An 11,916-nucleotide genomic window follows, 5' to 3' on the forward strand; every position below is an offset into this window, starting at 1 on the left:
GTTCTCGGGCGGGGCCGGGGTGGACGTCACGTGGGCACCCCTGCGGGTTGTCGCCGTCGTCGTCGCCGGCTCACCCCGACGTGCACCAGCCCGGCGACGACGGCCACCCCCAGGACGACGAGCACCAGCTGTTCCGGTCCCGGCCGCTCGTAGAGGGCGAACACGGGGTGCCCGCCCGGCAGCACGGTGAACAGCAGGGCCACCGACCACAGCACCACCACGAGGCGCTCGGCGAGGACCCCGGCGGCGGCGAAGAGCATCGTCGGCCAGATCAGGTACCAGGGCCACACGACCGAGCCGGTGAGGACGACGGTCAGCGCGATCCAGGAGGTCACGCGGACCAGCCCCCAGCTCCGCAGCCGGGTCAGGAAGAGCAGTCCCAGCACGACGGCGACGACGATCCCGGCCTGCCGCGCGCCGTCGATCGGCGGGTCGTCCACGTCGAGGGCGAAGGCCAGCGCCGTCGTGGGCGTGAGCGCCTCCAGCGCCTTGCCGGGGGTGTCGAGGTTGCCCAGGAACGACCAGCCGTAGCCGGACAGCTGCACCGACAGCGCGAACAGGCCGGCGCCCAGGCCGCCGGCCAGCACCAGCGCCCGCAGCCGGGCCGGCCAGCCCTCCTGGCGCTGCGCCCAGTCCACCCCGATCACCAGGACGACGACCAGCGCCGTGGCCTTGATGCCGGCCGCACCCACGCAGAGCACGATCCCGAGCAGCGGGCGGTCGAGCAGCGCGAGCAGCAGGCCCGGGAGCAGCAGGCCGAGCATGAGCGCGTCGTTGTGGTTGCCCGACACCAGGTGCAGCAGGACCAGCGGGTTGACCGCGCCCAGCCACACCGCGACCGACGGGCTGCCGCCCAGGTGCCGCGCGATGCGGGCCACGACGACGGCGCACACGGCCCAGGCGGCGACGCAGAGCACCCGGAGCGCCACCAGCATCGCGAGCTCGCCCTGGTCGAGCAGCCGCGACAGGCCGCTGAGCAGCAGCACGAAGGGCGGGGCTGTACGGGGTGGGGCTGAACCGCCAGAACTCCTCGGCGCCGCGCACCGCCGCGATGTCGCCGAGGACGCCCGGCCCGTCCTCGAACGGGTCGACGCCGAGCTGCACCGCGTTGCCGATGGCGCCGTAGAACCACGGGTCCGCGGTGAACAGCGGCGGCCCGATGACCAGCGGGACCGACCAGACCAGCCCGACCAGCAGCAGCCACCGGGCGCGGACGCCGCGGCGCACCGCGAGCCCGGCGAGCAGCCAGGCGGCGGCCCAGACCCCGAGCGCGGCGGAGCTCCACGCCCGCGCGGTGTCGTAGCCCAGCGCGTCGGGCGTCAGCTCCGAGTGGTCGTCGAAGAACCAGAGGTCGGGCTCGTCGAGGTGCAGGCCCAGACCGTGCCCGGCCACCGCGAGGTAGGTGGTGCCGACCAGCCCGAGCAGGCCGCTGAGCACAAGGAGGGCGATGGTCGCGCCGCCGGCGCGGGGCGGACCGGGGTCGGTGGCCGTCGGCGCGGCCCCGGCTGCGGTGGACCCGGCCACGCTCGTGCTGACGGCCATCTCCTGACTGCTCCCGTGGACCGGCTGGTCGCGACACGTCGTCGGCCCGCCACGGCGATGGCAGGACGGCCGAGGGTAGCGCGCCGCCCCGGTTCCCGGTCAGCCGAAGCGGGGCGGAGCACCGGACGCCGAGCGTGTCGCTCCTGATCCCCTTAACACTGCGTGAGAACCTAGATGCTGACCGTGGTCGCGCGTGGTGTCGCCACCTGACTCCGGCGCCGCGTACGCACAGGTCGGCGTCACGATCTGACAAGGAACCGCTCATGCTCTCCAGCCGACGCGCCGGCACCCTCGCCGCCTGCGCCTCCCTCGCGCTCCTGGCCGGCTGCTCCTCCTCGACCGACGAGGCCTCCAGCGGATCGCCGCTGTCGACAGCCCCTCCCGGCACCTACGGCACCCCCCTGGACCCGTCGGCCCCCGATCCGACCGAGGTCGCCACCGACCCCGCGCCCAGCACCGTCCCGGCACCGACCGGCGGCGCACGCGCGGACGCCACCGTCCAGATCACCTACTACGGCTGGAACCCCGACAGCAGCGTCGTCGAGGTCGGCGGCTTCGTGCCCTTCCTCGTCGAGGAGGGCGGCACCTGCACGCTCACCCTGACCCAGGGCGGCGCGAGCGCGACCGCGTCGCGGGAGGCCACGCCCAACGTCACCAGCACCGCCTGCGGCGAGCTGGTCGTGCCCGGCGACCAGCTGGCGCCCGGCACCTGGGACGCCGTGCTCGCCTACGAGTCGGAGCGCTCGGCCGGCAGCACCGAGCCGGTCGAGGTGCAGGTCCCGTGAGGGGTGCGGTCACCCGCCTGCTCGTCGTCCTCGGGCTGGTCGGGGCGGCGCTGGTCGCGCCGGTCCTCACGAGCAGCCCGGCCGCACCCGCCCAGGCCGCGGACACGCGGTACTTCGACCCGGGCAACATCATCAGCGACGCGGTCTTCTTCGACGGGCTGGCGATGGACGCCGGCGCGATCCAGGACTTCCTGAACCTGCGCGGCGCCGGCTGCACCGTCGGCACCGACGGCTCGCCGTGCCTCAAGAACTACCGGATGAACACCACCGACCGCGCGGCCGACGCCCTGTGCGGCGGCTACCGCGGCGCCTACGACGAGACCGCCGCCCAGGTCATCGCCCGCGTGGCGGCCACGTGCCGGGTCAACCCGCGGGTGCTGCTGGTCCTCCTCCAGAAGGAGATGGGGCTGGTCACCGCCACCAACCCCACCGCCAAGAAGTACGAGCGCGCCGCGGGCTACGCCTGCCCCGACACCGCCAACGGCGGGTGCGACCCGACCTACGCCGGGCTGCAGAACCAGCTGTACCGCTCGGCCTGGCAGTACCAGCGCTACGCGTCCTCGCCGGCCAGCTACCAGTACAAGGCCGGCCGCAACAACATCATCCAGTGGCACCCCAACTCCGGGTGCGGCACCTCGACGGTCTACATCGCCAACCAGGCGACCGCGGGCCTCTACATCTACACCCCGTACCGCCCCAACCAGGCCGCGCTCAACGCCGGCTACGGCACCGGCGACAGCTGCTCCTCGTACGGCAACCGGAACTTCTGGAACTACTTCACCGACTGGTTCGGCTCGACGCAGTCGGCCGAGGGCTCGGCGCTCTACGCCAAGTACCAGAGCCTGGGCGGCAACGGGGGCGCGCTGGGCAGCGTCCAGTCCCCCTACCTCTGCGGGCTGGCGAACAACGGCTGCTTCCAGGTGTTCTCCAAGGGCCTCATCTACTGGACCCCGAGCACGGGTGCCTGGGCGGTCACCGGCGCGATCCTCGACAGGTACACCGGGCTGGGCCGGGAGTACGGCACGCTGGGCTACCCCCTCTCCGACGCGAACTGCGGGCTGGCCGGCAGCGGCTGCTACCAGGTCTTCGAGCGCGGGACGGTGTACTGGACCGCCGCGACCGGCGCCTACGCCGTGTACGGCCTCGTCGGCGCCAAGTGGGTGTCGACCGGCGCCGAGAACGGCGCGCTCGGCTACCCGACCGGTGACCCGTTCTGCGGGATCAAGGACGCCGGCTGCTTCCAGCCCTTCCAGCGCGGGCTCGTCTACTGGACCGCCGCGACCGGCGCGCACACCGTCTCGGGGGACATCGCCACCAAGTGGGGCGCGATCGGTCGCGAGAACGGCGCGCTCGGGTACCCGACGATGGACCGCGCCTGCGGCCTGGTCGCCGGCGGCTGCTACCAGATCTTCCAGTTCGGCACGATCTACACCGCCCCCGACGCCGGCACGCACGTCGCCAAGGGCGGCATCGGCTACACCTGGATGGGCAAGGGCGCCGAGAACGGCCCCCTCGGCTACCCGGTCGGCGACGAGGTGTGCGGCCTGGTCGGCGGCGGCTGCTCCCAGGACTTCCAGCGGGGCAGCGTCTACTGGTCCGGCGCCACCAACGCGTACACGGTGCAGGGCCTCACCCGCGCCAAGCACGACTCGGTGGGCCGCGAGCGCGGGGTGCTGGGCTACCCGACCATGGAGAAGTCCTGCGCCCTGGTCCGCGGCGGCTGCTATCAGGTGTTCCAGTACGGGACGGTGTACGAGTCCCCCGCCGGCACGTTCATCGCCAAGGGCGGCCTCGGCCACACCTGGATGCTGCTGGGCGCGGAGAACGGCTCGATGGGCTACCCGACGTCCGACGAGTACTGCGGGCTGCGCGAGAACGGCTGCTTCCAGCTGTTCGAGCACGGCTCGGTGTACTACGCCCCGGCGTTCGGCGCCTTCCCCGTCGACGGGCCCATCCGCGACGCCTGGATCTACCAGGGCGCCGAGAACGGCTGGTGGGGCTACCCCACCGGCAAGCCGCAGGGCGTGCCGGGCGGGGCCACGCAGCGCTTCGAGCGCGGGACGGCGACCTGGACCAGCGGCACAGGGGCGGTCACCTTCGGCTGATCCGGGCATCCGCACCGGCCGCCCCGGCGGGCGGCTGGTGCGGATGTGACGGAGCGGTCCGACGCGCGGTCGCGGTGCCGCCGGGGAGCGGCGTCGTCGTGTCACACTCGACGCACACTCCCGATCACGCACGGTGAGTGGCGCCCGCACCGCTGCTGAGGAAGCCGATGACTGCACAGACCCTGGACGAGCGCGGCCCGACGCGGATCCCCGGTCTCCCGGCAGTTCCACCCCGCCCGTCCCCGGCGGGCAGCGGGCACACCTTCCGCGCCGACATCCAGGGCCTGCGCGCGGTCGCCGTCGGCCTCGTCGTCCTGTACCACGCGGGCCTGCCCTGGCTGTCCGGCGGCTTCGTCGGCGTCGACGTCTTCTTCGTCCTCTCGGGCTTCCTCATCACCCAGGGCCTGGTCACCGAGCTGGAGCGCCGCGGCACCATCTCGCTGGCCGGCTTCTACGCCCGCCGCGCGCGCCGGATCCTCCCGGCGGCGGCCGTGGCCCTGGCCGGGACCGCGGCCCTCACCGTCCTCCTCCTGCCCCAGATGCGCTGGGCGCAGGTGGCGCAGGACCTCGTCCAGAGCTCGATCTACCTGGTCAACTGGGACCTCGCCGACCGCGCGGTGGACTACTCCGCGCGAGACCAGGCCGCGTCGCCGCTGCAGCACTTCTGGTCGCTGGCGGTGGAGGAGCAGTTCTACGTCGTCTGGCCGCTGGCGATCCTCGCCGTCGTGGGCCTGGTCCGCCTCGCCCGGAGCCGGCGCCGGAGCGACGCGCCCACCGGGATCTCCCGCCTGCACCTCGCCGTGCCGCTGCTGCTCATCGGGGTGCCCTCGCTCGCGTGGTCGATCTCCCTCTCGGCCGCCGACCCGGGCAGGGCCTACTTCGTGACGACGACCCGCATGTGGGAGCTGGCGCTCGGCGCGGCGCTCGCCGTCGTCCCCGTCGTCGCCCCGGCGAGCGCCCGGCTGAGCCGGGCCGTGGGCTGGGCCGGGCTGGCCGCGATCGTCTGGGCCGCGGTCACCTACGACGCCTCGACGGTCTTCCCGGGCTCGGCGGCGCTCCTGCCCGACCCTCGGCGCCGTCGCCGTGCTGTGGTCGGCCCTGTCCGGGGACGCCCGCCGGCAGAACCCGCTGCTGCGCACCCGCCCGATGACCTGGGTCGGCAGCCTCTCCTACTCCCTCTACCTCTGGCACTGGCCGGTGCTGATCATCGCCACCGCCCAGACCGCCGACGGCGACCTCCGGCTCCGCTGGGGGCTGCTGCTGGTCGCGGCGTCGGTCGTCCCGGCCTGGCTGAGCCTGCGGCTGGTGGAGCGCCCGGTGCTCTCCTCCCCCGCCCTGCGCCGCTCCAGCGGTCCGGCCCTGCTCCTGGGCGCGGTCTGCACGCTGGTCGCCCTGCTGGCCGGCCTGGCGCTGAAGAACCACCAGCTCGCTGCCGCCGCGGAGACCCCCGTCGTCGTCAACTTCGACGCCTCGGTGACCCCGGGAGCCAACGCGCTGCGCTGGGATCCAGCCAACGGCACCCCGCAGGACTCGTTTCCCGTGCTCGTCCCCGACCCGGCGGTGGCGTTCGGCGACGTGCCCGTGCTCGACGGGCACGAGTGCGTCGTCGACCTGAGCTCGGTCGCGGCGAACCCCTGCTCGTTCGGCAACCTCGCCGCCGGCACCACGATCGCCCTCGTCGGCGACTCGCACGCCGAGCAGTACCTGCCGGCCGTCGAGGCGGCGGCGGTCGAGCGCGGCTGGCGGGTCGACGTCTACACCCGGGGCTCCTGCCCGTTCAACGCGCTGACCGTCGACCTGGACGGGGCCCCGAACACCGCGTGCGACGCGCACAACGACAACGTGACCGCCGCCCTGCTGGCCGATCCGCCGGACGCGCTGCTGGTCGCGGGCAGCCGCTACGCCGCCTCCCTCCCCGACCGCCCGGTCCCCTCGCTCGAGGAGAGCAAGCCGCTGCTGGCCGAGGGCTACCGCGAGGCGTGGGCGCCGTTCGTGGCGGCCGGCATCCCGGTGGTGTCGCTGCGCGACACCCCGCGCCCGGACGTCCTGGTGCCCGAGTGCGTCGCGGAGAACCAGGACCGCCTCAGCAGCTGCGCGATGGACCGCGACGAGATCCTCTGGGCCGACGGCCCCGAGGTCACCGCCGCCACCGGCACGCCCGGCGTCGAGCTGCTGGACCTGACGCAGTGGATCTGCCCCGCCGACAGCTGCCCCGCCGTGATCGGCGGCGTCGTCGTCTACCGGGACGGCAACCACCTGACGGCCACCTACGCCCGCACCCTCGGCTCGATGGTCTCCGACGAGCTGGCCGCCCTGCTGGGCTGACGCCCCTCGGCCGCGCCCGGCTCAGGCCCGGTCGACCACCCCGGTGCCCGCGCGCCAGATCAGCGTGCCGCCCTCGAAGCGCTGCGCGCGCCCGCCGCTGACCGCGTAGTCCGACCCCAGCGGGTAGCCCAGCGACCCCGCCTCGGCTCCGGCGGCCACCCACGCGTCGCGCAGGGCACCGCCGACGATGCCCACACCGGTGGCCGGCGCCCAGTAGATCGAACCGCCCGCGAAGTGGGTGAGGCACCCGCCCGCACGCAGCCCGCACTCCTCGTCGCCCACCGGGTAGCCCAGCGCGCCGTTCTCCGCGCCGCGCACCAGCCAGGTGTAGGCGATGCCGCCCTTGATGGCGCGCGCCCCGGTGGCCGGCGACCAGTAGATCCAGCCGTGGTCGAACACCTGGAAGCAGCCGCCGCCGACCAGCCCGCAGGCGGTGTCGGTCGCCGGGTAGCCCATGTGCCCCCGCTCCTCGCCCAGCAGGCCGTACCGGTCGCGGACGGCGCCGGTCAGCAGGTGGACGCCGGAGGCCGGCGACCAGGTGATCCGGCCGTGCTGGAAGTTCTGCGCGCAACCGCCGGCCGGCAGGCCGCACTCCTCGGAGCCCACCGGGTAGCCGAAGGCGCCGTTCTCCGCGCCCCGGCCCATCCACGTGTAGCCGATGCCGCCCTTGGCCACGGCGGTGCCGGCGGCGGGCGAGTCGTACACGACGCCGTACTGGAACACCTGGAAGCAGCCGCCCGCGACCAGGCCGCAGGCGAGCTCGGCGGCCGGGTAGCCCAGACCGCCCCGCTCGCGGCCGTGGGCGGTCCACATCGCGGCCACCGCCCCGCTGACCACGCGGGCACCCGAGGCCGGGGACCAGTAGACGTCGCCGCCCTGGAAGGACTGCGCGCAGCCGCCGCCCGGCAGCCCGCACGACGGGCCGCCCGTGGGGTAGCCGAGGGCGCCGTTCTCCGCGCCGCCCTGCACCCAGCGCGCGGCGACCGAGCCCTGGACGACGTGCGCGCCGGTAGCCGGCGACCAGAAGACGCTGCCGTAGCGGAACACCTGGTAGCACCCGCCACCGGCGAGACCGCAGGCCTCCGGCGCCAGTGCCGGGCCGAGCGCGGCGGAGGACGCCTGCGCGACGAGCGCGATGGGGGTCTGCCCGTCCGCGCGGGTCCGGATGCCGACGACGGCGGAGGTCGCGGTCCGGCTCTGCACGGTGACGACGAAGTCGCCGCCGGCCACGGTCACGGCCGACCCCGGCGGCAGGGCCTGCCGGGTGTCGGTGTCCCACCCGGCCGCCGGGGACGGGGTGCCGTCGAGCAGCAGCGAGGTGTCGGACCCGGTGCCCGTCCGCCGCAGCAGCACGCCGGCCTCCAGGCCGGGGCGGTTCGCCGTCGTGCCCAGCCAGCCGTCCATGCCGCTCGCCGTCCGCAGCTCGAGCCAGTGCTGCGCGCCGCGGGCGTCGGTGAGCCGCACGGCCCGCGTGCCGCTGCGGCCCGACACCGGAGAGAGCGTGACCGTGGCCCCGGCGCCCCCGGCGGTGAGGTCCACCCGCGCGGCCGTCGGCAGCACGCCGAGCAGCGCCGCCTGGACGACGTTCAGCGACCCGATCCGCTCCCACGACGCACCCATGACGTCGTACAGGTCGTAGTAGGCCTTGGTCCGGCAGGTGCCGGCGTCGGTGGCGCCGTCGCACTGGTGGGCCGACGAGTGCCCGAGGCCGAAGTTGTGGCCGAGCTCGTGCGCCATGATCGAGGTCTCCGAGCCGCGCACGAGCAGGTTGCCGCCGTCGGACAGGGCGCGGCCGACCTCGGCGAGGCCGTAGGCGCAGCCGGGCTGCTGCGCGGGGTAGCCGGGGACGTAGACCAGCAGGTGCCGGCCGGCGGCCTCGGCGAACCGGACGAGCGGGTGCGCCGCGACCTCGGCCCACAGCGCGAACGGGTTGTCACAGCCGGCCGTCGTCGTCAGCCAGTCCGGCGTCGCCGCCGCACCGTGCAGCCGGACGGCGCCGTCGGTCTCGCTCTCCCAGAAGTCGGCCACCGGCCCGTTGAGCGCGTCGACCAGGCGCTGCGCGGTCATCCCGTCGGCCGTGGTGCCCGGCGGGCGGACCAGCACGACGGTCACCTCGTTGGTGAAGGGGGCCAGCGCGGGCGCCGTCGCGGGCGGTGCCTCCGGGGCCACGACCTCGGCCTCGAGCAGCTCGTGCGCGGGGGCGAGCCCGAGACCCGCGGCCGCCTCGTCGGGCACCTGGTCGCCGAGGGTCACCTCGACGGTGGCGCCCAGCGGGAGGTCCTCGACGTCCTCGGTGAGGACCCGGACGCTGTCGCCCTCGTCGGTCCGGACCCAGCTCAGCGGGCCGTGCTCGGCGCCCCCGACGGGGTCGGCGTGCTCGGGCCAGGCCTGCACCAGTTCGCCGACGACGGTGCCGCCGGCGTCCACGACCGGGGCCTCCGCCGGCGTCGGCACCGGGGAGTCGTCACCCCGCGCCGGGGCCGCCGGGGCCGCCAGCGCCAGCACGGGCACGGCGACGGCCGCGAGGACGACGCCCCGGAGACGGGGGGACCGGGAGGTGAGCAGCACGGGTGGACTCCAGGCAGACGGGGAAGATCCCCCTCTGCATCGGCCCCGGGACGCCCCGACTTGAGAGCGGGCGACCCGGGTCACCCTGTCGGCTCAGTCCGTCCGCTCGTCCAGCTCCGCGCAGAACGGCTCGCCGTACAGGCGCTCGTAGTTCTCCTGGACGCCGTCGAAACGGACCGCCACGAGGTAGTACTCGGGCCAGCCCTGCTTGGTCATCCAGTCGAACAGCGTCCCGCAGCGCACGTCCTCGGGCACGTCGCCGTCGGCGGACTGGGACACCATCCGGGCGTTGACCGGGTAGTTGCCCTGCGTGATCTCGGCCAGGGTCATGTTGAGCGCGACCTGGCCCAGGACGAAGGCACCGGCCAGCGGCAGCACGACGGCCAGCAACCGGGCCCCGCGCCCCCGGCGCAGCGCCACGAGCACCAGCACGATCAGCGCCGCGACGGCGATCACGCCGACCGCGTAGGAGAGGTACACCTGGCCGGGCCGGGCCATCTTCTCGCTGTACTTGACGGTCATCGCGTGGGTCGCGGTGGCGACCGCCCAGAACGTGACGAGGGCGGCGGCCGGCACGATCCAGGGGCTGCGCCACGCGGGCAGCCGCTCGGCCTCCGGGGCGACGTGCGCCCAGCTGTCGGTCCCGCTGCGGCGGACCCAGGCGTACCCGATGACGCTGACCAACAGCACCAGAGCGGCGGCCACGGCGACCGCTCCCCCGTCGAGGGCGGGCGCGCCGGCGGACTCGCTGAGGTAGGCCCAGCCGCCCCCGGGGAGGGCGCCGAGCATCCCGTCGACCCAGGCGGAAGCCCCGGCCCGGCCGAGCGCCAGCGTCGTCCCGCCGTAACCGGACTCGTCCGACGGCACGGCCAGCAGCACCCGGCCGCCCACGAACATGACCGCGGGCAGCGCCACGGCGGTTCCCATCAGCACGAGGCAGCGGCGCCGGATCTGCGCGCGGTCGACGGCGGTGAGCGCGGTGAGCACCACGGCGACGGCGACCGCCGCGATGGCCCCGACGAGCATCTCGTAGTACCAGACCGCCATGACGCCGAGCGCCGAACAGATCACGATCGACCGCTTGTCGCGGTTGCCCGGGGCGATGGCGCGCAGCGCCCAGGCGAGCGTCCACATGCCGATCGCCGTCGAGCCCCAGCCCGCGGGGCCGTAGGAGACGACGGGGTCGTCGGACCACGGCACGTGCAGCTGCAGCGTGGCCGCCGTGACGGCCGACAGCAGGGCGAACGTGGGCCAGAACTGCACGCGCAGCGCCGGCGACCGGCGGAGCCCCCAGACCAGCACCGACGCGGCGCCGGCCACGCCGAGGGCGATCATCGCGAGGGTGGCCAGCACGTCGTAGTACTGCGGCGAGACGCCGGCGGAGGCGCTCAGCCGGTAGGCCAGGAAGTGGTACAGCGCGCCGAGGGTCTGACCGACCGGGTTCGAGTGGCCGGCCTGCTGGCCCGCCGAGAACCCGAAGGTCAGCGCCTCCCAGAGGCTGCCGTCGGTGATCGCGTAGGTCTCCTGGAGCGCCTGGAAGTCGTCGGCGATGATCGGGACCCGGGCGGCCGGGACGTACCCGACACCGAGGACGGCGGCGCCGGACAGCGCCCAGCCCGCGTTGCGGAGCCGGCCGCGCCCGCGGGCACCCGGCTCGTCGACGACGGCCGCGGACGGCTGCTCGTCGGTGGCGTGGACCGGGTCCAGGACGGCGGTGGCGCCGGGGTGCTCAGCCATGCCGGGCCTCCCGGGCGACGTCGAGGCGGTCGAGGACGAACAGCGCGCCGGCGGTCAGCGCACCGATGATCCCGATGGCCACGATCATGGCGCGCAGGTCCGGCAGCAGCATCGACGCGGCGACCCACTGCAGCACGCCGGCCACGAACAGGGCGACCACGGCGCGGGAGGACGCCCGGGCCGTGTGGCTGATCAGCAGCCCCTGGGCCAGGGCCCACGGCAGGTAGGCCACGGTCATCCAGGGCAGCAGCGCGGCCGCGGGGGCGTAGCCCGAGCCGGCGCCGAAGAGGATCGCCACGAGGGTGTCGCCGATCAGCGCGACCACCCCGGCCAGCGCGAGGCCGCTGGCGAGCACCGTGGCCAGCACGATGTTGACCCCGAAGCGCACCGCCCCGGCGTCCGCCCCGCGGAACACGAACCGCGGCAGCAGGTAGACGCGACAGCACGGTGGGCACCAGCAGGCCCATCTTGGCGAGCACCGCGGCGGCGGCGAAGGCCCCCGAGGCGTCGTCGACGCTGTGGATGCGGACGAGCACGACGTCGATGTTGGTCAGCCAGGCGAACGAGAGCGTCAGGAGCATCAGCACGGTGCTCTTGCGCGAGAAGGCGCTGTGCCCGGTGATCAGCAGGTCCCGGGTCTGCCAGCCGGCGAGCACCGCGACGGCGACGATCGCGACGAGCACCGCGACCACGACCGAGACCGCGCCGAGGCCCGCGGCCAGGGCGGCGACGGCGAGCAGCAGCCGCAGCACCTGGGAGGCGGTGGAGTAGCCGGAGACGAGCCGGGCCTTGCCGGCGCCCTGCAGGCGACCGAGGGCGACGCTGAACAGGAAGCTCGGGACGATGGTCAGCGC

At 74.7% G+C, this 11,916-nt stretch carries 9 protein-coding genes and 1 pseudogene; 6 read left to right on the forward strand and 4 right to left on the reverse strand.

Going from position 1 to position 11,916, the window contains the following annotated elements; translation table 11 throughout:
- Window positions 1–26: 26 nt before the first annotated feature.
- Window positions 27–986, reverse strand: coding sequence for a polyprenol phosphomannose-dependent alpha 1,6 mannosyltransferase MptB (gene mptB / locus JKP75_RS15590; RefSeq protein WP_200493217.1), 960 nt, complete (start codon window positions 984–986; stop codon window positions 27–29).
- A 173-nt stretch (window positions 987–1,159) separates the two neighbouring features.
- On the opposite strand from mptB, the gene JKP75_RS15595 reads away from it, so the two are divergent.
- The 5 genes and pseudogenes from JKP75_RS15595 (at window position 1,160) to JKP75_RS21715 (ending at window position 6,757) form a co-directional block, all read left to right on the forward strand.
- Window positions 1,160–1,303 carry a hypothetical protein gene (locus JKP75_RS15595; protein ID WP_200493218.1) on the forward strand — a complete coding sequence of 48 codons (144 nt, stop codon included), beginning with the start codon at window positions 1,160–1,162 and terminating at the stop codon, window positions 1,301–1,303.
- 502 nt (window positions 1,304–1,805) lie between these two features.
- Window positions 1,806–2,327, forward strand: a complete 522-nt coding sequence (locus tag JKP75_RS15600) for a hypothetical protein (protein ID WP_200490386.1) — start codon at window positions 1,806–1,808, stop codon at window positions 2,325–2,327.
- Window positions 2,324–4,432 carry a hypothetical protein gene (locus tag JKP75_RS15605; RefSeq protein WP_200493219.1) on the forward strand — a complete coding sequence of 703 codons (2,109 nt, stop codon included), beginning with the start codon at window positions 2,324–2,326 and terminating at the stop codon, window positions 4,430–4,432. The genes JKP75_RS15600 and JKP75_RS15605 overlap by 4 nt, the downstream gene beginning before the upstream one ends.
- A 167-nt stretch (window positions 4,433–4,599) precedes the next feature.
- Window positions 4,600–5,394: pseudogene (locus tag JKP75_RS24730) on the forward strand (acyltransferase family protein); the annotation flags it as partial.
- 121 nt (window positions 5,395–5,515) lie between these two features.
- The gene (locus tag JKP75_RS21715) at window positions 5,516–6,757 is read left to right on the forward strand and encodes an acyltransferase family protein (protein WP_309229901.1); all 1,242 of its coding nucleotides are present in this window, start codon (window positions 5,516–5,518) and stop codon (window positions 6,755–6,757) included.
- Between the two features lie 21 nt (window positions 6,758–6,778).
- Here JKP75_RS21715 and JKP75_RS15615 read toward each other — a convergent pair whose 3' ends face one another.
- The 3 genes from JKP75_RS15615 to JKP75_RS15625 all read right to left on the reverse strand — a co-directional run bounded on the left by JKP75_RS15615 (window position 6,779) and on the right by JKP75_RS15625 (window position 11,477).
- Window positions 6,779–9,325, reverse strand: coding sequence for an LGFP repeat-containing protein (locus JKP75_RS15615; protein ID WP_200490377.1), 2,547 nt, complete (start codon window positions 9,323–9,325; stop codon window positions 6,779–6,781).
- Between the two features lie 93 nt (window positions 9,326–9,418).
- Window positions 9,419–11,062, reverse strand: a complete 1,644-nt coding sequence (locus JKP75_RS15620; protein ID WP_200493220.1) for a hypothetical protein — start codon at window positions 11,060–11,062, stop codon at window positions 9,419–9,421.
- Window positions 11,055–11,477, reverse strand: a complete 423-nt coding sequence (locus JKP75_RS15625) for a hypothetical protein (RefSeq protein WP_200493221.1) — start codon at window positions 11,475–11,477, stop codon at window positions 11,055–11,057. Before JKP75_RS15625 ends, JKP75_RS15620 begins: the two co-directional genes overlap by 8 nt.
- A gap of 53 nt (window positions 11,478–11,530) precedes the next feature.
- Here JKP75_RS15625 and JKP75_RS15630 point away from each other — a divergent pair, with 53 nt between their 5' ends.
- A complete protein-coding gene (locus JKP75_RS15630) occupies window positions 11,531–11,833 on the forward strand; it encodes a hypothetical protein (protein WP_200493222.1) in 303 nt (100 codons plus the stop codon).
- Window positions 11,834–11,916 lie beyond the last annotated feature (83 nt).

It is taken from the genome of Blastococcus sp. TML/M2B, from assembly GCF_016612865.1.
GTDB lineage: Bacteria > Actinomycetota > Actinomycetes > Mycobacteriales > Geodermatophilaceae > Blastococcus.